General features: G+C 60.1%; 22 protein-coding genes. 15 read left to right on the top strand and 7 right to left on the bottom strand.

Annotated elements, in window-relative coordinates:
- Window positions 1-7: 7 nt before the first annotated feature.
- The 4 genes from mgrA to QNH97_RS00950 all read right to left on the bottom strand — a co-directional run bounded on the left by mgrA (window position 8) and on the right by QNH97_RS00950 (window position 2,798).
- The gene (gene mgrA, locus QNH97_RS00965) at window positions 8-1,045 is read right to left on the bottom strand and encodes an L-glyceraldehyde 3-phosphate reductase (RefSeq protein ID WP_283555195.1); all 1,038 of its coding nucleotides are present in this window, start codon (window positions 1,043-1,045) and stop codon (window positions 8-10) included.
- A 59-nt stretch (window positions 1,046-1,104) separates the two neighbouring features.
- On the bottom strand, window positions 1,105-1,506 hold the full coding sequence (locus tag QNH97_RS00960; RefSeq protein ID WP_283557580.1) for a type II toxin-antitoxin system HicB family antitoxin: 402 nt from the start codon (window positions 1,504-1,506) through the stop codon (window positions 1,105-1,107).
- A 92-nt stretch (window positions 1,507-1,598) separates the two neighbouring features.
- A complete protein-coding gene (locus QNH97_RS00955) occupies window positions 1,599-1,781 on the bottom strand; it encodes a type II toxin-antitoxin system HicA family toxin (protein WP_283555194.1) in 183 nt (60 codons plus the stop codon).
- Window positions 1,782-1,907: 126 nt separating this feature from the next.
- Entirely contained in the window at window positions 1,908-2,798 is an 891-nt protein-coding gene (locus QNH97_RS00950; RefSeq protein ID WP_283555193.1) for a LysR family transcriptional regulator, read from the bottom strand.
- A 117-nt stretch (window positions 2,799-2,915) separates the two neighbouring features.
- Here QNH97_RS00950 and QNH97_RS00945 point away from each other — a divergent pair, with 117 nt between their 5' ends.
- Window positions 2,916-3,656, top strand: a complete 741-nt coding sequence (locus QNH97_RS00945; protein ID WP_283555192.1) for an SDR family oxidoreductase — start codon at window positions 2,916-2,918, stop codon at window positions 3,654-3,656.
- A 165-nt stretch (window positions 3,657-3,821) separates the two neighbouring features.
- Here QNH97_RS00945 and betT read toward each other — a convergent pair whose 3' ends face one another.
- Entirely contained in the window at window positions 3,822-5,783 is a 1,962-nt protein-coding gene (betT, locus tag QNH97_RS00940; RefSeq protein WP_283557579.1) for a choline transporter BetT, read from the bottom strand.
- A 449-nt stretch (window positions 5,784-6,232) separates the two neighbouring features.
- Between betT and QNH97_RS00935 the strand changes: the two genes are divergently transcribed.
- The 12 genes from QNH97_RS00935 to QNH97_RS00880 all read left to right on the top strand — a co-directional run bounded on the left by QNH97_RS00935 (window position 6,233) and on the right by QNH97_RS00880 (window position 18,627).
- Window positions 6,233-7,225 (top strand): D-cysteine desulfhydrase, encoded by a 993-nt coding sequence (locus tag QNH97_RS00935; RefSeq protein WP_283555191.1) that lies wholly within the window; start codon window positions 6,233-6,235, stop codon window positions 7,223-7,225.
- Between the two features lie 308 nt (window positions 7,226-7,533).
- The gene (gene tcyJ, locus QNH97_RS00930; RefSeq protein WP_283555190.1) at window positions 7,534-8,334 is read left to right on the top strand and encodes a cystine ABC transporter substrate-binding protein; all 801 of its coding nucleotides are present in this window, start codon (window positions 7,534-7,536) and stop codon (window positions 8,332-8,334) included.
- Complete coding sequence (gene tcyL, locus QNH97_RS00925) at window positions 8,334-8,999, top strand: cystine ABC transporter permease (protein WP_283555189.1); 666 nt, start codon at window positions 8,334-8,336, stop codon at window positions 8,997-8,999. The genes tcyJ and tcyL overlap by 1 nt, the downstream gene beginning before the upstream one ends.
- Before the next feature lie 3 nt (window positions 9,000-9,002).
- Window positions 9,003-9,764 (top strand): L-cystine ABC transporter ATP-binding protein TcyN, encoded by a 762-nt coding sequence (tcyN, locus tag QNH97_RS00920; RefSeq protein ID WP_283555188.1) that lies wholly within the window; start codon window positions 9,003-9,005, stop codon window positions 9,762-9,764.
- 512 nt (window positions 9,765-10,276) lie between these two features.
- Window positions 10,277-11,044 (top strand): hypothetical protein, encoded by a 768-nt coding sequence (locus tag QNH97_RS00915; protein ID WP_283555187.1) that lies wholly within the window; start codon window positions 10,277-10,279, stop codon window positions 11,042-11,044.
- Window positions 11,045-11,377: 333 nt separating this feature from the next.
- Entirely contained in the window at window positions 11,378-12,619 is a 1,242-nt protein-coding gene (locus QNH97_RS00910) for an SfnB family sulfur acquisition oxidoreductase (RefSeq protein ID WP_283555186.1), read from the top strand.
- Window positions 12,620-12,642: 23 nt separating this feature from the next.
- Window positions 12,643-13,836, top strand: a complete 1,194-nt coding sequence (locus QNH97_RS00905; RefSeq protein ID WP_283555185.1) for an SfnB family sulfur acquisition oxidoreductase — start codon at window positions 12,643-12,645, stop codon at window positions 13,834-13,836.
- On the top strand, window positions 13,836-15,194 hold the full coding sequence (locus QNH97_RS00900) for an LLM class flavin-dependent oxidoreductase (RefSeq protein ID WP_283555184.1): 1,359 nt from the start codon (window positions 13,836-13,838) through the stop codon (window positions 15,192-15,194). The genes QNH97_RS00905 and QNH97_RS00900 overlap by 1 nt, the downstream gene beginning before the upstream one ends.
- Before the next feature lie 173 nt (window positions 15,195-15,367).
- The gene (locus QNH97_RS00895; RefSeq protein ID WP_283555183.1) at window positions 15,368-16,177 is read left to right on the top strand and encodes a MetQ/NlpA family ABC transporter substrate-binding protein; all 810 of its coding nucleotides are present in this window, start codon (window positions 15,368-15,370) and stop codon (window positions 16,175-16,177) included.
- 2 nt (window positions 16,178-16,179) lie between these two features.
- Window positions 16,180-17,304, top strand: a complete 1,125-nt coding sequence (locus QNH97_RS00890; protein WP_283555182.1) for a methionine ABC transporter ATP-binding protein — start codon at window positions 16,180-16,182, stop codon at window positions 17,302-17,304.
- Complete coding sequence (locus QNH97_RS00885; RefSeq protein ID WP_283555181.1) at window positions 17,294-17,938, top strand: methionine ABC transporter permease; 645 nt, start codon at window positions 17,294-17,296, stop codon at window positions 17,936-17,938. Before QNH97_RS00890 ends, QNH97_RS00885 begins: the two co-directional genes overlap by 11 nt.
- Window positions 17,939-18,000: 62 nt before the next feature.
- Window positions 18,001-18,627 (top strand): class I SAM-dependent methyltransferase, encoded by a 627-nt coding sequence (locus QNH97_RS00880; RefSeq protein ID WP_283555180.1) that lies wholly within the window; start codon window positions 18,001-18,003, stop codon window positions 18,625-18,627.
- Window positions 18,628-18,845: 218 nt separating this feature from the next.
- Here QNH97_RS00880 and QNH97_RS00875 read toward each other — a convergent pair whose 3' ends face one another.
- Window positions 18,846-19,424, bottom strand: a complete 579-nt coding sequence (locus QNH97_RS00875; protein ID WP_283555179.1) for a transporter substrate-binding domain-containing protein — start codon at window positions 19,422-19,424, stop codon at window positions 18,846-18,848.
- A gap of 133 nt (window positions 19,425-19,557) precedes the next feature.
- Between QNH97_RS00875 and QNH97_RS00870 the strand changes: the two genes are divergently transcribed.
- Complete coding sequence (locus tag QNH97_RS00870; RefSeq protein WP_283557578.1) at window positions 19,558-19,983, top strand: DUF4399 domain-containing protein; 426 nt, start codon at window positions 19,558-19,560, stop codon at window positions 19,981-19,983.
- Between the two features lie 208 nt (window positions 19,984-20,191).
- Here QNH97_RS00870 and serA read toward each other — a convergent pair whose 3' ends face one another.
- On the bottom strand, window positions 20,192-21,421 hold the full coding sequence (gene serA / locus QNH97_RS00865; protein ID WP_283555178.1) for a phosphoglycerate dehydrogenase: 1,230 nt from the start codon (window positions 21,419-21,421) through the stop codon (window positions 20,192-20,194).
- A 204-nt stretch (window positions 21,422-21,625) separates the two neighbouring features.
- Between serA and QNH97_RS00860 the strand changes: the two genes are divergently transcribed.
- Window positions 21,626-23,020: a D-2-hydroxyglutarate dehydrogenase gene (locus QNH97_RS00860; protein WP_283555177.1), complete on the top strand. Its 1,395-nt coding sequence runs from the start codon at window positions 21,626-21,628 to the stop codon at window positions 23,018-23,020.
- Window positions 23,021-23,027: the final 7 nt, after the last annotated feature.

Raw genomic sequence — 23,027 nt, 5'->3', positions numbered from 1 at the left:
GTTTGTGTTATTCAGCCGACGAGGGTTTCTCCCAAAGATTGATGCCACCCTCTTGGGCAAACCGGTCGATTTGCGCCAGCTCTTCGGCGCTAAAGCTGAGGTTCTTCAGGGCTCCGACATTCTCGATGATCTGCTCCGGCCGGCTGGCGCCGATCAGGGCCGAGGTGACCCGGGGATCGCGCAAGGTCCAAGCCAGGGCCATCTGTGCCAGGCTTTGGCCGCGTCGCTGGGCGATCTCATTGAGGGCGCGCACATGGGCGATGTTCTCCTCCGACAAATGCGCAGCCTGCAACGAGCCACCACCCGGACGGTTGACCCGCGCATCCGCCGGAATACCCTTCAGGTATTTATCAGTCAGCAGCCCTTGGGCCAGCGGGGTGAAGGCAATCACGCCAGCGCCCAGTTCGTCGGTGGCGTCCAGCAGGTCTTTTTCCACCCAGCGGTTGAGCAGGTTGTAGGCCGGCTGGTGGATCAGCAGCGGGACTTTCCACTCGTTGAGCAGCGCCGCCATTTCCCGGGTCTTCACGCCGGAATAGGAAGAAATACCGATGTAGAGTGCCTTGCCCTGCTGCACGGCCGTGGCCAGCGCACTGGCGGTTTCTTCCAGTGGCGTGTCGGGGTCGAAGCGGTGGGAATAGAAGATATCCACATAGTCCAGGCCGAGGCGTTGCAGGCTCTGGTCGAGGCTGGCGAGCACGTACTTGCGCGAACCACCGCCCTGGCCGTAAGGGCCCGGCCACATGTCCCAACCGGCCTTGCTGGAGATGATCAACTCATCGCGGTACTGCTTGAAATCTTCGCGCAGCAACCGGCCAAAATTGATCTCCGCACTGCCATAGGGCGGGCCGTAGTTGTTCGCCAGGTCGAAGTGGTTGATGCCCAGGTCGAACGCCGTACGCAGCAAGGCGCGCTGGGTATCGATGGGCGTACTGTCGCCAAAGTTGTGCCACAACCCCAGCGACAGCGCCGGCAGCACCAGCCCGCTGCGACCGACGCGGCGGTAAGGAATGGACTCGTAGCGATTTTCGGCAGCGGTGTAAGTCATCGAAAGGCTCTCTGTTCGGGCGGCGGGTGGCAGACGCTAACATTTCACAGACGCATCGGTCAGGCTGAAAGTTCGCGCAAGGCCGCCGCAGCCAGGAAACCTGAGCGCGAGCTATAACGCTGATCTCTCTTTACGGTTTGATCGATGCGCTCAAGCAATTGCTCGGGAAGTGTTGCATTGAATCGCACTGATTTTCCGAAATAGGGTGTGACATCGAATTCAACTACTCCCCAGATCCCGCCGGCGTAATCCGGATTGGCGAGATGATCATCGATTTCGTGGATCTGCGGCAGCGCCTCACCGTCTGCCACCAACCCCTCATAGTGCAGCGAGAGTGCTTCTTTCACATTTTCGAATGCCAAGGCCACGGTACTGCCTGCGGAGAAACAACCCGGTACATCCGGGACCGTCACTCCGTATTCGGAATCGGCATCCTTATGCAGAACGACCGGAAATTTCATTTGGATGAATCCTTCCTCCAGGTCCGACAACCGTAGCCACCGGCCTGATGACAATGCATCCCCATTGGGGACTTCGTAATCGTTCATGGGCCTCATTTCAGGCCCGCCTGTTTCAATATGCTGTTAATGGTGCCTTTTGGCAGGTCCGAGTCAGGGTGCTTGATCGTCACCCTTCCCGCCTTGAAGGCGTGTTTGTATTGATGATGGCTTCCCCTTACTGCCACAAGGTACCAACCGTCTTCCTCGATCTTCCTGATCATTTCCCGACTTCGCATCACCTTTGCCTTATTCGACAGCCCTGCCGAAAAACTCTAGCTGCGATAGACGATCTCAGTACACACAATACACACCCTGCAAAAAATAATAGCTCAACTTGTCGTCAACACCACCGCAGCCGACGATCATCGCGTCTTGGCAAACACCTCCGCCACCCAATCCACAAATACGCGAACCCGTGGCGACATGTGTCGGTTGTGTGGATAAAGCACCGACACCGGCATGGAAGGCGGCGGGTTGGCGGTGAGGACTTCCTGGATCAGCCCTTGCCGGATCGGTTCTTCCATTCGGTAATGCGGACATTGGATCAAGCCCATGCCGGCGATGGCCGAGGCGGCGTAGATTTCGGCACCGGACACGGACAATGAGCCCCCGATCGGTACCTCCTTGAGTTCGCCATCGACCATGAACTGAAACGGATAGAGTTTGGCGGTCGTCCGCGAGACGTAATTCACCGCCCGATGATGTTTCAAGTCATCGAGGCTCTTCGGCTCGCCGTACTGGCGCAGGTAACCGGGACTGGCGCAGGTGATCTGTCGAAGATTGGCGACACGCCGGCCGATCAATGACGAGTTCGCCAGCGTACCGGAGCGCAGTACGCAATCGACGCCCTCGGCAATCAGGTCGACGAAGCGATCCGCCTCGCTGATGAACAGTTCTATTTCGGGGTAGCGGGCCATGAATTGTGGCAACGCCGGAATCACGAAGTACCGGGCCTGGGTTCCGTGCAGGTCCACCCTCAGTTTGCCTTTGGGCGCCACACCGCGAAACGCCAGTTCGGCCTCTTCAAGTTCCGCCAGCAATTGCACGCAGCGTGGGTAGTAGGCTTCACCATCGAGGGTCGGTCGCACTTTGCGGGTGCTGCGCTCCAGCAAGCGTACGCCCAGCCAGGCCTCGAATTGATTGAGCGTGTGGGTCAGCGTCGCCCGGGGCAGGTTCAGGTCTTCGGCGGCCAGGGTGAAACTGCTGCGCTCGTAGATTCGCACGAACACCTTCATCGCTTTGACTTGATCCATCGGAATCCGACGCCCTGATTATTGGTGATTATTGAACAGTCAAGGCAACTCTCGTGCATTTATCGCCGGGAGTAAACATGTGAATCTGGCTTCACCCACTTCAAGAGGAGCACACCCATGACGAATCAAACCTCCAAAGTTGCCATCATCACCGGCGCCTCCCGCGGCATAGGCGCCGAGATCGCCAAGCAACTGGCCAGCGAAGGTTTTGCCGTCGCCATCAACTATGCCAACAGCGCCACCGAAGCCTCGAAGCTGGTGGTGCAACTGCGCCAGGCCGGTCACCAAGCCATAGCGATCAAGGCGGATGTGTCCTCTGCCGCCGATGTCCGGCGGATGTTCGACGAAACCGAAACGCATCTGGGCAAGGTCGATGTGTTGATCAACAACGCCGGCATCTTCCAGGTCATGCCCCTGGCGCAGCACAGCGACGAACTGTTCGACCAGACATTCGCCATCAACACCCGCGGCACTTTCAATACCCTGCGCGAAGCCGCGACCCGCCTGAACGAAGGCGGCCGGATCGTGAATTTTTCCAGCAGCACCGTGGGCCTGAACCTGCCCGGCTACTCGGTGTACATCGCCAGCAAGGCCGCGGTGGAGTCCTTGACCCAGGTATTCGCCAAAGAACTGCGCGGCCGCCAGATCACGGTCAATGCCGTGGCCCCCGGCCCGGTCGCCACCGAACTGTTCATGCACGGCAAGAGCGAGGAACAGGTACAGCACTACGCCAAGATGCCGCCTCTGGAGCGCCTCGGCCAGCCCCAGGACATCGCCCGCATCGTCGCTTTCCTGGTCGGCCCGGACGCCGGCTGGGTGAACGGGCAGATCCTGCGAGCCAATGGCGGGCTGGTCTGAAGCTTCGCCCAGCGGCGTCCGCCAAACCGCTATCGCGAGCAAGCTCGCTCCCACAAGGGGATCAGCAGCCCTCCAAGAAGGAATCACTTGCCCCCGTGGGAGCGAGCTTGCTCGCGATGGGGCCGGCGCGGCAGATGAAAACGCTCGACTATGTCAAAGCCTCGGTCAGCGCACCAAGTGCAGGAACTGCATGTGTCGTTCGTACTGGTCGAGGATGTCGTTGATCACCTGCTCCTTGGTATAGCCCACCAGGTCGTAATCCTGGCTGCCTTCACTCAAGTGCACTTCGGCACGGTAGTAACGGCGGTTGTTGAGTTCCTTCGAGCCCATGCCCCCCCGGGCGAAGGACGGCGTGAAATAGCCGCGCATCTGCACCTGGTAGATGAACGGATGCTGCTCACCGTGGCCGATCTCCAGGCTGACATTATCGTTGGCCGGATCTGGCTGGGTCACGACCGTCAGGCCCTTCTCGGCGAACACCGCCTTCACTTCCTCAATGGCCGGGCGCACCGTCGTGTCGAGGAAACGGTACACCTCATCACGGGACGGGAAATGCACCGCCTGGCTCAAGCGCTGGCGCCAGCCGCCTGTGCCTCGGCGCGAACCGGACACCGGCGCCAGGGAATGCAATTGCGCGATCTGCTTCTGGGATTCCAGGTAAAACGCCTTGTGCAGCCCCCACATCATCAACAGCAGAATCAGCGAAAACGGCAAGGAGGTCAGCACCACCGCCGACTTCAACGCATCGATGCTGCCGGAGAACAGCAATGCGCTGGTCACCAGGGCGGTCATCGCGCCCCAGAACACCCGCAGCCATTTCGGCCCGTCTTCATCAGGGTTGCCGCCCTTGGCCGACAGCGTCGAAAGCACCACCGTGCCCGAGTCGGCGGAGGTGACGAAGAACACGAAGCTGATGAACACCGTGATCGCGATGACAGTCTTGCTCCACGGATAGGTTTCCAGCAGCAGGTACAGGCTCATCGATGGATTTTCCAGGGCCGACATGCCCAGGGCGCTCATGCCGTGGTTCAGCACCTGGTCGATGGCGCTGTTGCCGAAGATCGACATCCACGCCAGGGTGAAACCCAGGGGAATCAGCAGCACGCCAAACACGAATTCGCGGATGGTGCGACCACGGGAAATCCGTGCGATGAACAGCCCCACGAATGGCGACCACGCGATCCACCAAGCCCAGTAGAACACCGTCCAACCGCCGAGCCAGTCACTGGGTTTGTCGTAGGCGTACAGATCGAAACTCTTCATCGGCAAGGCGCCAAGGTAATCGCCGATGTTCTGGATCAAGGTGTTGAGCAAATGCTGGGTGGGCCCGGCGAATAGCACAAACAGCAGTAGCGCACAGGCCAGCAACATGTTGATGTCGGACATGACCCGCACGCCCTTGTCGACACCGGCCACCGCCACGAGAATCGCCGCGCCCATCATCAACACGATGAGGCCGACTTGAATCCATTGGGTGTGGGCGATGCCAAACAGGTAATCGAGCCCGGAATTGAGGTGCAACACCCCAAAGCCCATGTCCGCGCCGAGGCCGAACACGGTGGCGATGATGCCGAAGCCGTCCACCGCATAGCCGATGGGACCGTTGATGCGCTTGCCGATCAGCGGGTACAACGCCGAACGCAGGGCCAGCGGCAAATTGTGCCGATAGGCGAAGTACGCCAGGGCCATGCCGACGAAAGCGAACACCCCCCAGCCGTGCAGCCCCCAGTGCAAAAACAGAATCTGCATGGCCTGGCGCGCCGCATCAGCGGTACCGGCCTCGCCCTGAGGCGGCTGCACCAAATGGGTCAGCGGTTCGGAGACGCAGAAGAAAAACAGCGTGATGCTGATGCCGGCGGCGAACAACATGCCCGCCCAGGACAGGTAACTGAATTCGGGCTCGTCGTGGTCGGCACCGAGCTTGATCTTGCCGTAGCCGGACAAGGCGGTGACCACCACGAAGACCAGATACAGGGTCATCGCCAGCATGTAATACCAGCCGACCGTATTGGCCGCCCAGTTCTGCGCCGCCAGCAGCCAGGCGCCGGCCTGTTCCGGCACGGCAATGACCACCAGGCCGAACAGCAGGATGAAGGTCGCCGCGAAGTAGAACACCGGCGGATTCATGCGGACCAGGCCGCTGGGTGGCAGGGACGAGGCACTCATGGGCGAGGGCCTCCGGGCAGCGAAACAGCGAGGGTCGAAAACGGACTCGGCAAAAGCAAGCCTCCTTATTGTGAGCGGGCAGCAAACCGACGGTTTAACTTGAATGAACGTTCAAGTTAAACATGAATAGGCAGCTAAGGACTAATCGCAGGGCTCGACGGCACATTTCCTACGCTAGCCTACGGGAGGGTATGACGCTGCCTGATGAGCATTCGTTCAGTGCCCAAAGACATGTACCCTGCCAAACACACACCCTGTGGGAACGAGCTTGCTCGCGATGACGGGCTGACATTCAACCTCTTTATTGACTGGTATACCGCTATCGCGAGCAAGCTCGCTCCCACATGCCGGTTGCCCGCGAATATCCGCGTGCCTATAGTCCAGACATCTCCTGCAATCAGTACGACCCCATGATCAAACAACAGCTGGCCCGTTTTAATCGTCTCGACCTGCTTGGCCATCCGACACCCTTGGAAAAACTCGACCGTCTCTCCACCTGGCTCGATCGCGACATCTATATCAAGCGCGACGACCTGACGCCCCTGGCCCTGGGCGGCAATAAACTGCGCAAGCTCGAATACCTCGCGGCCGATGCCTTGGCTCAAGGCGCCGACACGCTCATCACCGCCGGCGCGATCCAGTCCAACCATGTGCGCCAGACCGCCGCCCTGGCGGCGAAGTTGGGCCTGGGTTGCGTAGCCTTGCTGGAAAACCCCATCGGCACCGAGGACAGCAATTACCTGGGCAACGGTAACCGGCTGCTGCTGGAGCTGTTCGACGCCAAGGTCGAATTGGTCGAAAACCTGGATAACGCCGACGACCAATTGCAGGCCCTCGCCGATCGCCTGCGCAACAACGGGAAAAACCCTTACCTGGTGCCGATTGGCGGTTCGAACGCCTTGGGCGCGCTGGGTTATGTGCGTGCAGGCCTGGAACTCGCCGAGCAGATCAAGGACACCGGGCTTGAGTTCGCCGCCGTGGTGCTGGCCTCGGGCAGTGCCGGGACTCACAGCGGCCTGGCGCTGGCTCTGAGTGCAGCGCTGCCGGCGCTCCCTGTCATTGGCGTAACGGTTTCGCGCAGCGAGGAAGATCAGTTTCCGAAGGTCCAGGGCCTGGCCGAACGCGCTGCTCAACTGCTCGGTGTTGCCCTTCCAGACGCGTTCAAAGTGAATCTGTGGGACGAATATTTCGCGCCCCGTTATGGCGAACCAAACGCCGGGACGCTGGCAGCGGTCAAGCTGCTGGCCAGCCAGGAAGGCCTGTTGCTGGACCCGGTCTACACTGGCAAGGCCATGGCCGGCCTACTCGATGGTATCGGTCGCGACCGTTTCGACGAAGGTCCGATCATCTTCCTGCACACCGGCGGCGCGCCTGCGTTGTTTGCCTATAACGCAGTCTTCTGAAGATGTGGAAACCCTTAATGTGGGAGCGAGCTTGCTCGCGATGAGGGTGTATCAGCTGAATGGCGTTCGGCTGATCCACTGCTATCGCGAGCAAGCTCGCTCCCACCGGAGTTCATTCCAAATGGGCATATATGATTGATTTAATATTATTTTCCAATCTATAAAGACCCTCTTATAGTCTCGCCGCAGGCGCATTTGCCGCGAGACGCCCAAGCTGCTTTAAGGCAGGATGTGGCAATCTTTTCAGATCTCGGCTACGCCTTGCACATCGAAAATAACGTCTTCATAAGAAAACACAGGGGCTTGTCATGAATTTTTCCGCATTACGTCGCAACCTGTTGGTGGGTTCGCTGGGCCTGGCATTGAGCGCCGGTCTGTTGGGGCAAGCGGTTGCTGGTGAGCAGCTGCAAAAAATCAAGGATGCCGGTGAAATCAAGATCGGCTTGGAAGGTACTTATCCACCGTTCAGCTTTGTTGACGAGAGCGGCAAACTGACCGGCTTCGAAGTGGAGTTCTCCGAAGCCCTGGCCAAGGAACTGGGTGTGAAGGTCAAACTGCAGACGACCCCATGGGCCGGCATCCTCGCGGCGTTGGAATCCAAGCGTCTGGACGCAGTGGTCAACCAAGTGACTATCTCCGAGGAGCGCAAGAAAAAATACGACTTCTCCGAGCCGTACACCGTTTCCGGGATCCAAGCGCTGGTACTGACCAAGAAAGCCGACGAGCTGAACATCAAAAAGGCCGCTGACCTGGACGGTAAAAAAGTCGGCGTGGGCTTGGGCACCAACTACGAACAGTGGGTCAAGGCAGAAGTACCGGGCGCCCAAGTCAAAACCTACGATGACGATCCAACCAAGTTCCAGGACCTGCGTGTCGGCCGTATCGATACCATCCTGATCGACCGTCTGGCTGCGCTGGAGTACGCCAAGAAAGCCAAGGACACCACCGTCACCAGCGAAGCGTTTTCCCGCCAGGAAGCCGGTGTTGCCCTGCGCAAAGGCGAACCTGAACTGCTGGACGCGGTGAACAAGGCCATCGACAAACTTCGCGCCGACGGCACGCTGAAGAAGCTATCGGAAAAATACTTCAGCGCTGACGTTACAAAATAATGGAAGCAGCTTTTCAACTCGCGCTGGACTCCGCGCCCTTCCTGCTCAAGGGCGCGTACTACACGGTCATCCTCAGCCTGGGCGGCATGTTTTTCGGCTTGCTGCTGGGGTTCGGCCTGGCGCTGATGCGCCTGTCGCGCTTCAAGCTGGTGAGCTGGATTGCCCGCATCTACGTGTCGTTCTTTCGCGGCACGCCGTTGCTGGTGCAGTTGTTCGTGATCTATTACGGGTTGCCGCAACTGGGCATCGAACTGGATCCGCTGCCAGCGGCGCTGATCGGTTTCTCACTGAACATGGCCGCCTACGCCTGTGAAATCCTGCGGGCCGCCATCAGCTCCATCGAGCGCGGCCAGTGGGAAGCGGCGGCGAGTATCGGCATGACTCGCGCCCAGACCCTGCGCCGGGCCATCCTGCCGCAAGCCGCACGCACAGCCCTGCCTCCGCTGGGCAACAGCTTCATTTCCCTGGTCAAGGACACCGCGCTGGCGGCGACCATCCAGGTTCCGGAGCTGTTCCGCCAGGCGCAACTGATCACCGCACGAACCTTCGAAATCTTCACCATGTACCTTGCCGCCGCCCTGATCTATTGGATTCTGGCGAGCGTGCTTTCGCACTTGCAGAACGTCCTGGAAGCCCGGGTCAATCGGCATGACCAGGAGTCCTGACCCATGATTGTCGTGGAAAAACTGACAAAGCAGTTCAAGGGCCAGGTAGTGCTCAATGGCATCGACCTTAAGATCGAAGAAGGTGAGGTGGTTGCGATCATCGGCCCCAGTGGCTCGGGCAAAACCACCTTCCTGCGCTGCCTGAACTTCCTCGAAGAACCCAGCAGTGGCCGGATCAAGGTCGGCGACATCGAAATCGATGGCAGCCGCCCGTTGAACCAGCAACAGGGTCTGGTGCGCCGTTTGCGCCAGCAGGTGGGCTTCGTGTTCCAGAACTTCAATCTGTTTCCCCATCGCACCGCGCTGGAGAACGTGATCGAAGGTCCGCTGGTGGTGAAAAAGACCCCGCGTGCAGAAGCCGAAGCCCTGGGCCGCAAACTGTTGGCAAAGGTCGGACTGTCTGGCAAGGAAGACGCCTATCCTCGGCGCCTCTCCGGCGGCCAGCAACAGCGCGTGGCGATTGCCCGAGCGTTGGCGATGGAACCGGCGGTCATCCTGTTCGACGAGCCGACCTCGGCTCTCGATCCGGAGTTGGTGGGCGAAGTCCTGGCGACCATTCGCAGCCTGGCGGAAGAGAAACGCACCATGGTCATCGTGACCCACGAAATGGGCTTTGCCCGGGACGTGGCCAACCGCGTGGTGTTTTTCGACAAAGGCGTGATCGTCGAACAAGGCGAAGCCAAAGCTTTGTTTGCAGCCCCCAAGGAGGAACGCACTCGACAGTTTCTCAGCAAGTTTCTCTCGGCCGGACACGGCGCCCAGTAAGTTATTTGTAACGTCGCCACTTCCAAGGATGGAAGTGAGACAGCTTACAACAGGGTGGCCGCCGCCACGCTTAGCAAGTTCCAACGAAACAACTTGCAACTTCCAAATGATTTAACATACCCAACTCTTTTATGCGCGGTATATACATACCTCTCGCAACCTCCCCCCCCCTCCGACTAAGCTCCAACCCACGTTATCCGTACGGCACTCTCCACGCAGCTTTGCAACGGAAAGCCGAGGAAAAGATCACCCGGCTCTGGGTATTCTTAACATGATCGTGTAGGAGGTTTCTGAAGCCTTTCACAATTAATTATTAAGCAAGTGCCTCTATTGACACTGAAACTATTGAACCCTTATCTAGTGACCAACAGGCAACGCACCTTATTTAATTTTGCGCAGTGATCAACCACCCTCTACCTCTAGGACGGTGCAAATTATAAATAGGTGGCAATTATCAAGCGCCTTTGCTCTTCCCGAAACGGACTTTGTCTTCAAGCATCAAGGAGAACACCATGACATGTACGTCGAATATTGCTGAACTGTCCGCGCCCACCCTGGCCAATGCCCACCCTACCGGTATCAACATCAACAGCGCCGCTCATCTGGAGGTCGCCATTGCCCCCTACCCCGGGATGGAGGTGGGCGATCTCATCGAATTGTTCTGGGACAACTGCTACGTGGGCTCCCGCCTGCTCTCGGAGTCGGATGTGCAAGGCCGCGTCACGTTGCGGGTACCGGAGAGCTTCATCGTCAACGGCACCTCGCGCATCCACTATCGTGTGATGCAGGTCGGACGCGGGCCGGCGCTGTCAGCCACACAACGAGTGCAGGTGAAACTCGACTGCCCCGGCGGCCAACCGTCAGCCCTGAGCGGCGATGAAAACCAGGGCCTGGCGCCAGTGCGCATTCCGGGCACCATCCGTCGCCAAGGGGTGAACCCGAACCAGGTCAAGCGCGGCGTACCCGTGACAATCGAACCCTACCTGAACATGGCCGCCGGCGATGCCGTCACCCTGCGCTGGGGTGATGTGCGCATGGACCTGCCGCCGGTCAGACCGGCCGAGATCGGCCAGCCAATCCATATCTGGGTGCCGCCGCAGATCATTCTGGAAGCAGGCGAAGACCTGCGCCTGGAAGTGACCTACTGCATCCTTGATCGCGTGGGTAACAACTCCCTCTGGGCACCGCCACGAACGCTGAAAATTGGGTGCGCCAATCCGTATCTGAAAAAGCCCTCGAAAGAGCTGCTCTTCGCGGCCGAGTCCCTCCGACAAAAATAAGCACTGTTGATTAGCTTTTGTGGCGAGAGAGCTTGCTCCCGCTTGGGTGCGTAGCACCCACCGGCAAAAAAGGGTTGCTGCGCAACCCAGCGGGAGCAAGCTCTCTCGCCACACCATCACTCGGCAAAAGCCCTCTATTGATATTCCTAAAAGTTAGTTCAAAAATAATTTATACACGCTTAGGGTATATACACCGGACCACCGGACATTCTTGATTTTGACTCGCCGCATTCATCGCGGTGTTTTCTTGAGATGTGAGGTGGGTATGGAACGCAACACAATCACCGCAGTGCAGTACGCCCAGGCACTGCCTGCCGCCACGGAGTGGCTGTAATGTCGGATCTGGCGCAAGCAAAGGTCCAGAGCGACCTGGACATCGCACCGCTGCTGTTATCTGCACAAGTGCTACGCAACGATGCCGAGGCAATCAAAGCCGCCCATGAACTGGCGCAGGTCGCCCGTCAGCAGGCCGCCCGGCGCGATCAGCAGCGCAAGTTGCCCTGGTCTGAGATCGAGCAGTTCACCCGTGCAGGGCTAGGCAGTATCACCCTCCCCCGGGAATACGGCGGCCCGCAGGTATCGTTCGTCACCCTTGCCGACGTGTTCGCGATCATCTCCGCTGCCGACCCAGCCCTTGGGCAGATTCCGCAGAACCAATTCGGCGTAATCCAGCTGATTCTCGGCACGGGCACCGAACGGCAGAAAAAAATCCTTCTGCAGAGCGTGCTCGAAGGCTGGCGCATCGGCAACGCCGGGCCGGAACGAGGCACCCGCAATACCCTTGAACTCAAGGCACGGATCAGCGCCGACGGTGACGGCTTTGTCATCAGCGGACAGAAGTTCTATTCCACCGGCGCGCTGTTCGCCCACTGGGTGGCGGTCAAGGCATTGAATGACGACGGCCGGCAAGTATTGGCGTTCGTTCGCCGAGGCACTCCGGGGCTGCGCATCGTGGACGATTGGTCGGGCTTCGGCCAGCGCACCACGGCCAGCGGCACCGTGCTGCTGAACAACGTGCGCGTCGACGCTGAACGGATGCTGGATAACTGGCGCATCAATGAAACGCCAAATGTGCAGGGTGCGATCTCGCAACTGATCCAGGCCGCCATTGACGCGGGCATTGCCCGTGGCGCCATTGACGATGCGATCACCTTCGTTCGCGAACGCGCCCGCCCCTGGATCGACGCCAAGGTCGACCGAGCCAGTGATGACCTCTACGTGATTGCCGACATCGGCAAGCTGAAAATCGAACTGCACGCCGCCGAAGCGCTGTTGCGCAAAGCCGGCCAAGTGCTGGATCAGGTCAGCGCCGCCCCGATCACTGCGCAATCCGCCGCCCGCGCCTCGATTGCGGTGGCCGAGGCCAAGGTGCTCACCACCGAGATCGCCCTGCAAGCCAGCGAAAAGCTGTTCGAGCTGGCCGGCAGCCGCGCCACCCTCGCCGAATTCAATCTCGATCGCCATTGGCGCAACGCGCGGGTCCACACCCTCCACGACCCGGTGCGCTGGAAGTATCACGCGGTAGGCGCCTACCACCTGAACGGCACTTTGCCGGCCCGGCATTCCTGGATCTGACGACCCGACCTCTGGAGCAGTACATGACGTTTTCTCAACACGTTGCGGTGATCACCAGCGATGAACAAGCCCTGATCGTGGCCAGTGACCTGGCCGATGACTTTAAGCGCGACAGTGCCCTGCGCGACCGTGAGCGTCGCCTGCCACAACCGGAACTGGAGGTTTTTTCCCGCTCCGGCCTGTGGGGCATCAGCGTGCCCAAGGCCTATGGCGGCGCGGGCGTTTCCAACGTCACGCTGACTAAAGTCATTGCGCTGATTGCCCAGGCCGACGGTTCCCTCGGACAGATTCCGCAAAACCATTACTACGCCCTGGAAGTGCTGCGGGTGAACGGCAGCGAAGCGCAAAAGCAACGCCTGTACGCCGAAGTGCTGGCCGGTCAGCGCTTCGGCAATGCGCTAGCAGAACTGGGCACCAAGACCGCTCACGAGCGCACGACCCAACTGCGCCGCGACGGCGAGGGATATCGCATCAACGGCCGCAAGTTTTACGCCACGGGGGCGATCTACGCCCAGCGCATTCCCACGTCAGTGGTGGATGAAAACGGCGTACAGCAACTGGCCTTCGTCCCTCGCGACAGCAAAGGCCTGACAGTCATCGACGACTGGAGCGGTTTTGGCCAGCGCACCACGGGCAGCGGTTCGGTGGTGTTCGAGGACGTCTATGTCTGTGCCGAAGACATCGTGCCGTTCCAGAGCGCCTTCGAACGTCCGACACCGGTGGGGCCGCTGGCGCAGATTCTTCACGCGGCCATCGACACCGGCATCGCCCGCGCCGCCTATGAAGACGCCTTGCACTTTGTCCGCAGCAAAACCCGGCCCTGGATCGACGCCACCAGCGACGTTGCCACCGAAGACCCGCATACCCTCAAAAGCTTCGGCCAACTGAGCATCCGCCTGCACGCCGCCGAAGCCCTGCTGGAACGCGCCGGCGAGTTTCTCGATCGAGCCCAGGCCGACCCACAGGCAGACACGGTCGCGGCCGCCTCGATTGCCGTGGCCGAAGCCCGCGCCATCAGCACCGAGATTTCCCTGGCCGCCGGTAGCACGCTGTTCGAATTGGCCGGCAGTCAGGCAACGTTGGCCGAACATGGCCTGGATCGCCACTGGCGCAACGCCCGGGTGCACACCCTGCATGACCCGGTGCGCTGGAAATATCACGCGGTGGGCAACTTCTACCTCAACGATGAAAAGCCGCCACTGCGGGGGACCCTCTGATGGAACCCGGCAAGAAAAAGATCCTGCTCAATGCGTTCAACATGAACTGCATCGGGCACATCAATCACGGCTTGTGGACCCACCCCCAGGACACGTCGACCCAGTACAACACGATCGAGTACTGGACCGGCCTGGCGCAGTTGCTCGAGCGCGGACTGTTCGACGGGTTGTTCATCGCCGACATCGTCGGCGTCTACGACGTGTACCAACAGTCGGTGGACGTCACCCTGAAAGAGTCGATCCAGCTGCCGGTCAACGACCCGTTGCTGCTGGTCTCGGCGATGGCCGCCGTCACGAAAAACCTGGGCTTCGGCCTCACCGCCAACCTCAGCTACGAACCGCCGTACCTGTTTGCCCGGCGCATGAGCACCCTCGATCACCTGAGTCGCGGCCGGGTCGGCTGGAACATCGTCACCGGTTATCTGGACAGCGCCGCTAAAGCCATGGGCCTGACCGCACAAGTGGAGCATGACCGCCGCTACGACCAGGCCGACGAATACCTGCAAGTGCTCTACAAACTCTGGGAAGGCAGCTGGGAACACGACGCGGTGCTCAACGATCGCCAGCAACGGATCTATGCGCAGCCGGAGAAAGTGCACAAGGTCCGGCACCAGGGCGAGTTCTATCAGGTCGAGGGTTATCACCTGTGCGAGCCGTCGCCCCAGCGCACGCCCGTATTATTCCAGGCCGGCAGTTCGGAGCGCGGTTTGCTGTTTGCCGGGCGGCATGCCGAGTGCGTGTTCATCAGCGGCCAGAACAAACCGGCGACCAAGGTCCAGGTGGACAAGGTTCGCGCCAGTGCCGTCGAGGCCGGGCGCAACCCGGAGGACATCAAGGTGTTCATGGGCCTGAACGTGATCGTCGGCGAGACCGAAGCGGCCGCCTGGGCCAAGCATGCCGAGTACCGGGGTTACGCCAGCGCCGAGGCCGGGGTGGCGCATTTTTCCGCGTCGACGGGCATCGACTTCTCCGCGTACGAACTGGACGAACCGATCCAGTACGTGAAAAGCAACGCCATCCAGTCGGCCACCAAGACCCTGCAAAACAACGATTGGACCCGGCGCAAGTTGCTGGAGCAACACGCCTTGGGCGGACGCTACATCACGGTGGTCGGCTCGCCCGAACAGGTGGCCCATGAGTTGGAGTCGTGGATCGCCGAAACCGGCCTCGATGGCTTCAACCTGACCCGCATCGTGACGCCGCAAAGCTATGTGGACTTCATCGACCTGGTGATCCCCGAACTGCAGCGACGTGGTTCGTACAAGACCGAATACGACAACGGGACCCTGCGGGAAAAGCTGTTTCACGCAAAGGCCCATTTGCCCGAACAACACACTGGCGCTGGCTACCGACACTGACCCCGTGGCGAGGGAGCTTGCTCCCGCTCGACTGCGAAGCAGGCGCCCGATCGGCGAGGCTTCAACCGACAGACCGAGCGGACTGGTTTGGGGCCGCTTCGCGACCCAGCGGGAGCAAGCTCCCTCGCCACAAAAGCGCATGGCTCCATTAATCAATGACTGGGATATCTGATATGACCAAGCAACTTCTGACCCTGCCAGTCAAAGCACTGGCCCTGGCCTTCGGCCTGTTCAGCTCGGCGCTGTTTGCCGCCGATGCACCGTTGAAAATCGGTACCACCGCCGCGTTCGCCATTCCCCTGGAAGCGGCCGTGGAAGAGGCCGGCAAGCAGGGCCTGAAGGTCGAGCTGGTGGAGTTCAGCGACTGGATCGCGCCGAACGTCAGCCTCGCCTCTGGCGATATCGACGTGAATTACTTCCAGCACATCCCCTTCCTGGAAAACGCCAAGGCCGCCGCCGGATTCGATCTGGTGCCCTTTGCCCCGGGAATCATCAACAACGTCGGCCTCTATTCGAAAACATACAAAAGCTTCGACGCGTTGCCCGAAGGTGCGAGTGTCGCCATCGCCAACGACCCGATCAACAGCGGTCGTGGCCTGCAACTACTGGCCAAGGCTGGGCTGATCACCCTCAAGCCAGGCGTGGGCTACAAGGCCACCGAAGACGACATCGTCGCCAACCCGAAAAAACTCAAGATCCTGCAGGTCGAAGCCGTGCAACTGGTGCGCGCCTATGAAGACGCCGACCTGGTACAGGGCTACCCCGCCTACATCCGCCTGGCCAAGACCTTCGATGCCACGTCTGCGCTGCTGTTCGATGGCCTCGATCACAAGGAATACGTGATCCAATTCGTGATCCAGCCCAAGAGCAAGGACGATCCACGATTGATCAAGTTTGTCGACATCTATCAGCATTCTCCTGCCGTGCGCGCCGCCCTGGACAAAGCCCACGGCAAGCTCTACCAGGCCGGCTGGGAAGGTTGATCATGAACGCCGTCAACGCTCGACTCAGACATGAAGCCCCCAAGCCCCGGAGCGCGGAACACAGCGAACTGCATCCGGAACTGAACCGTGCCCATGTTCGCTTCATTGGCTTGGGCAAGACTTACAGCGGCAGCCAAGGCCCGGTGGCTGCGCTGCAGGGCATCGACCTGGCGATCCAGCGCGGCGAAGTGTTCGGCATCATCGGCCGCAGCGGCGCCGGCAAGTCATCGCTGATCCGCACCATCAATCGTCTGGAACAACCCAGCAGCGGACGAGTGCTGATCGATCAGGTGGACATCGGCGAGTTCGATGAAGACCGCCTGGTGGAACTGCGTCGGCGCGTCGGCATGATCTTCCAGCACTTCAACCTGATGTCGGCCAAGACCGTGTGGCAGAACGTCGAGCTGCCGCTGAAAGTCGCCGGCGTGCCCAAGGAACAACGCCAGCAGAAAGTTCGCGAGCTGTTGGAACTGGTGGGCTTGCAAGGCAAGCACAAAGCCTACCCGGCGCAGCTCTCGGGCGGGCAGAAGCAGCGCGTCGGGATCGCCCGGGCGCTGGTCCATGATCCGCAGATCCTGCTCTGCGACGAGGCCACCTCGGCCCTGGACCCGGAGACCACCCAGTCGATCCTCGCTCTGCTGCGTGAGATCAATCAGCGACTGGACCTGACCATCGTACTGATCACCCATGAGATGGCGGTGATCCGCGAAGTCTGCGACCGGGTGGTGGTGCTCGAGCAAGGACGGATCGTCGAGCAGGGGCCAGTCTGGGAGGTGTTCGGCAACCCGCAGCACGAGGTCAGTCGAACGCTGCTGGCACCCTTGCAACACGCCGTACCGGAAGAACTGCAAGGCCGCCTGCAGGTGCAACCCGCATCGTCGGATGCCGCCACTGTGCTGCGCCTGCAATTCACCGGTATCGGGCGGGACGAACCGGACCTCGCGGCCTTGTTCAACGCCCTCGGTGGTCGGGTGCGGCTGCTGCACGGCGGCATCGAACGGATTCAGGGCCACGGGCTGGGGCAATTGCTGCTGGCGGTGAGTGGCTCGTCATGGGGCGCCGAGGAACTGCGCCAACGTGCAGGTCATTGGGCACAACGGGTGGAGGTGCTGGGTTATGTGGTTTGATCGGTTATTGCAGGGCTTCATCGACACCTTCCTGATGGTCGGCGTGTCGTCGTTGATCGCGTTGCTGGCGGGCATTCCGCTGGCGGTGATTCTGGTCACCAGCGGCAAGGGCGGGATCTATGAGGCGCCCGCCCTGAACCGCGCCCTGGGCGCATTCGTGAACCTGTTTCGTTCGATCCCCTTCCTGATCCTGATGGTGGCGTTGATTCCGTTCACGCGGCTGATTGTCGGCACCACCTACGGCGTCTGGGCCGCGGTGGTTCCCCTGACCATCGCCGCCACCCCGTTCTTCGCCCGCATCGCCGAAGTCAGTTTGCGGGAGGTCGACCATGGCCTGATCGAAGCGGCCCAGGCCATGGGGTGCCGACGCTGGCACATTGTCTGGCATGTGCTGCTGCCCGAAGCACTGCCGGGCATCGTCGGCGGTTTTACCATCACACTGGTGACCATGATCAACTCCTCGGCCATGGCCGGCGCAATCGGCGCCGGCGGTCTGGGGGACATCGCCTACCGCTATGGCTACCAGCGTTTCGACAGCCAGATCATGCTCACGGTGATCGTCTTGCTGGTGGCGTTGGTGGCGGTGATCCAACTGGGTGGGGATCGGTTGGCGCGGGGGATGGACAAGCGCTGACCTGAGGGAGCAATGATCTTGCGGTATAGTCGGCTCATGCTCCCCACCCCAAGCCAGTGACCATGAAACACACCCCCGACGACCTGCAGACCATCACCGCCACGACCCTGGGCCATTACAACGCGGTTGCCGATAGCTTTCGCGAAGGCACCCGTGATCACGACGTCAGCCAGAACATCGACGCGTTGTTGCGGCATATTAAGGCCCAGGCCCCCTTGCAGATCCTGGACTTCGGCTGCGGCCCCGGACGAGACCTGCAAACGTTCACCCGCATGGGCCATGTCGCGGTCGGCCTCGACGGCTCAGCGGAGTTTGCCCGGATGGCCCGCCAGGACAGCGGGTGCGAGGTATGGCAACAGGACTTTTTGAAACTCGACCTGCCGGCCGAACGTTTCGACGGGGTCTTTGCCAACGCCGTGCTGTTTCATATTCCGCTCCAGGAGCTGCCACGGGTGCTGAAACAACTGCACGCCACGCTCAAGCCCGCAGGTGTGCTGTTCAGCTCCAATCCTCGCGGCGAGAACCAGGAAGGTTGGAACGGCCAGCGCTTTGGCGCCTATCACGACCTCACAGCCTGGCGTACGCTGCTCAGCGACGCAGGGTTTGTGGAACTGGAGCATTACTACCGGCCGGCGGGGTTGCCGCGGGAGCAACAGCCTTGGTTGGCGAGTGTCTGGCGCAAGCCTTGAGGACAGGCCTGCCTGGATTGGGGGAAAGGTGAACCCTGTGGCGAGGGAGCTTGCTCCCGCTCGGCGGCGCAGCCGTCGTAACTGGCGGGTGCGGTGTGTCTGATGCTCCGCATTTGGCAGGTTTTGGGGCCGCTTCGCAGCCCAGCGGGAGCAAGCTCCCTCGCCACGGGTTCATCGATTGCCTCAAGTGAACAGCATTACGCTTTAGCTCGGGGGATTTAGTTGGCTGTCGCTGGCTGCTTCCCCAACCACTTCTGCGACAACTGCTCCAACCGCCCATCATCCTTGATCCGCGCCAGGGCATTGTCCAGGCTGGCCTTGAACGCCGGGTTGCCCTTCTGGAACGGAATCACCAGGTTCGGCGCCGGCTCGCTCTTTTCTTCCGGTTGGAAAGACTGCGCCATGACCAGCGGACGTGGCGCCTCATCCTTGCTCGCCAACAGTTGTGCATCCGGCTGGCTGTAAACGGCGCTGGTGTCGAAACGTTCAGCCAGTTCCGGGGTCATTGCTATGTGGTTGATGGCGACGTCGTACTTGCCGCTTTCGACACCGCTCAGTAGATCCCCGGCATCGGTGACCACGAAATCGGCCTGTACATCGAGCTCACCAGCCAGCATTTGGCCCAGTTCCACTTCGAAGCCGGCGAGCTTGCCGTCTTCCTTGAAATTGAAAGGAGCGGTATTGGCCTCAAGGGCAATGCGCAGTTCGCCACGGTCATTGATGTCGTCGATCAGTTCGGCATGGGCCAGAGGGCTCAAAAGGGGTAGCAGGCAGATCAGGCCAGGCAGAAAACGCATGGTCACTCCTATGTATTTATACAAGCGACGCTCGTTTCAGGTTCGCTTTGCTATGGTTGTTGCAGGCTTCGACAACGATTGGTCATGAAGTTGTCATGGCCAGGCGAATTTCATGGAAAAACTGGAGAGAAAAATGAAAAGCTTTATGTCTCGTGCCGCCTTGGCTGGTCTGTTGCTGAGTACTTCAATGCTGGCGACAGCCGCAACCCCCGCTCCCAAAGGCGCAGAGGTATTCATCGTTTCCCCGGAAGACGGCGCCACCGTTGCGCAGGAATTCAAGGTCAAGTTCGGCGTCAAGAACATCGCCCTGGCTCCAGCGGGTGATGTAACCAAAAACACCGGGCATCATCATTTGCTGATCGATGTCGACAAGCTGCCTGTCGCAGGCGCGCCGATTCCGACCGACGCCAACCACATGCATTTCGGCAAGGCGCAAACCGAGGCCACCATCAAACTGGCGCCGGGCAAGCACACCTTGCAGCTGATATTGGGTGACAGTGGCCATATGCCGTTCGATCCGACGATCGTGTCCAAGAAGATCACCGTCACCGTGAAGTAACGCATTACTGGCTGACACAACACAACCCTGTGGGAGCGAGCTTGCTCGCGATAGCGGTGTGTCAGTGGATAGATCGGCCAACTGGATCGACGCTATCGCGAGCAAACTCGCTCCCACAGGTTATGTGTTCGACAAAAAAAACGGGAGCCCTTGCGAGGCTCCCGTTTTTATTGCACGCCGAACTCGGCAAGCGGCTGGATACTGCGCCTTAGAACAACACTCGGCAACGAATAGTGCCGTTGATGTGCTGCAGTTTCTCTTGCGCCAGGTCCGAGTATTCGGCGTCGACATCGATCACGACGTAGCCGACTTTCTCGTTGGTCTGCAGGAACTGACCGGAAATGTTGATGCCGTTTTCGGCGAAGACCTTGTTGATCTCGCTCATCACACCCGGGATGTTCTCGTGGATGTGCAACAGGCGGTGCTTGCCAGGGTGCGCCGGCAAGGCCACTTCCGGGAAGTTCACAGACGACACCGACGTACCGTTGTCGCTGTACTTGACCAGCTTTTCCGCCACTTCCAGGCCGATGTTGGCCTGGGCTTCAGCAGTGGAACCGCCGATGTGCGGGGTCAGGATCACGTTGTCCAGGCCACGCAACGGGCTTTCGAAGATATCGTCGTTGGAGCGAGGCTCCACCGGGAACACGTCGATGGCCGCGCCGATCAGGTGCTTGTCCTTGATCGCTTCGGCCAGGGCGTCGAGCTTGACCACGGTGCCGCGAGCGGCGTTGATCAGAATCCCGCCTTTCTTGATCGCACGGATTTCCTTCTCGCCGATCATCCACTGGGTGGCGGCGGTTTCCGGTACGTGCAGGGTCACGATGTCGGACATGCCCAACAGTTCATGCAAGTTGTTGACCTGGGTGGCGTTACCCAACGGCAGCTTGGTCACGGTGTCGTAGAAGTACACCTGCATGCCCAGGCCTTCGGCCAGGACCGACAATTGCGTGCCGATCGAGCCGTAGCCGACGATACCCAGCTTCTTGCCGCGGATTTCGAAGGAGTTGGCCGCGCTCTTGATCCAGCCGCCACGGTGGCAGGACGCGTTTTTCTCAGGGATGCCGCGCAGCAGCAGGATCGCTTCTGCCAGCACCAGCTCGGCAACGGAACGGGTGTTGGAGTACGGCGCGTTGAACACCGCGATACCGCGCTCGCGGGCCGCGTTGAGGTCAACCTGGTTGGTGCCGATGCAGAAGCAACCGACCGCAACCAGTTTCTTGGCGTGGTCGAAGATCTCTTCGGTCAATTGCGTACGGGAGCGAATGCCGATGAAGTGAGCATCGGCGATCTTTTCCTTGAGCTGGGCTTCCGGCAGAGAACTGGTGATGTACTCGATGCTGGTGTAGCCCGCCGACTTGAGGACGTCGACAGCCGATTGGTGGACGCCTTCGAGAAGAAGGAACTTGATCTTGCTCTTATCGAGAGAAGTCTTGCTCATCTGCGTAAACCTGTGTCCCGGAGAAAATGGCAGGGAATCGGACAGCGCATGCTGGCCCGACCGGCGTGAAAGCCGTCGCCGCAGAACAGCCGTTGGGCACTACGCTGCGGGGTCGGTATGCTAGCATATGCACCCCGCTAAACACTCATTCCTGCGACGTGAAGCGTTCTCAGGATGACCATGAATTGTTCGAGAGTTCTGTCGATGACCAATCCTGCCCTGATAGATGAGCTGAAGACCCTGGTTGAGCCTGGCAAGGTCCTGACCGATGCCGACTCCCTGAACGCTTACGGCAAGGATTGGACCAAGCATTTCGCCCCAGCACCCACGGCCATCGTCTTCCCCAAGACTACCGAGCAGGTCCAGGCCATCGTGCGCTGGGCCAATGGGCACAAGGTTGCGCTGGTGCCATCGGGCGGACGCACCGGGCTTTCCGCGGCAGCCGTAGCGGCCAACGGCGAAGTGGTCGTGTCGTTCGACTACATGAACCAGATCCTCGACGTGAACCTCACCGACCGCACCGCCGTCTGCCAGCCGGGCGTGGTCACCGAGCAATTGCAGAACAAGGCAGAAGAGCACGGCCTGTATTACCCGGTCGACTTCGCCTCGGCCGGCTCCAGCCAGATTGGTGGCAATATCGGCACCAATGCCGGCGGAATCAAGGTCATTCGCTACGGCATGACCCGCAACTGGGTCGCCGGCATGAAGGTCGTCACCGGCAAGGGTGACCTGCTGGAACTGAACAAAGACCTGATCAAGAACGCCACCGGCTACGACCTGCGGCAGCTGTTCATCGGCGCCGAGGGCACCCTCGGTTTCGTGGTCGAGGCCACCATGCGCCTGGATCGCGCCCCGAAAAACCTCACGGCAATGGTCCTCGGTACGGCGGACTTCGATTCGATCATGCCGGTGCTGCACGCCTTCCAGGGCAAGCTCGACCTGACCGCCTTCGAGTTTTTCTCCGACAAGGCCCTGGCCAAAGTCCTGGGTCGCGGCGACGTGCCAGCACCGTTCGAAACCGAGTGCCCGTTCTACGCCCTGCTGGAATTCGAAGCCACCACCGAAGAAGTCGCCAACCACGCCCTGGAAACCTTTGAACATTGCGTGGAACAAGGCTGGGTGCTCGACGGCGTGATGAGCCAGAGCGAAACCCAACTGCAGAACCTGTGGAAGCTGCGCGAGTACATCTCGGAAACCATTTCTCACTGGACGCCGTACAAGAACGACATCTCGGTGACCGTTTCGAAAGTCCCGGCATTTTTGCAGGAAATCGATGCGATCGTCGGCGAACACTACCCGGACTTCGAAATCGTCTGGTTCGGCCACATCGGCGACGGCAACCTGCACTTGAACATCCTCAAGCCGGAAAACCTGAGCAAGGATGAATTCTTCGCCAAGTGCGCAACCGTAAACAAATGGGTCTTTGAAACCGTCGAGAAGTACAACGGCTCGATCTCCGCGGAACACGGCGTCGGCATGACCAAGCGCGACTACCTGACCTACAGTCGTTCGCCGGTGGAAATCGACTACATGAAAGCCGTGAAGGCCGTATTCGACCCGAACGGCATCATGAACCCCGGCAAGATTTTCGCGGTTTAAAAAACAC

The organism is Pseudomonas sp. G2-4 (genome assembly GCF_030064125.1).
In the GTDB taxonomy this organism is placed as follows: Bacteria; Pseudomonadota; Gammaproteobacteria; order Pseudomonadales; family Pseudomonadaceae; genus Aquipseudomonas.
Note: the sequence above shows the minus strand (reverse complement) of the source record. Positions and strands in the feature narration are given on the sequence as shown.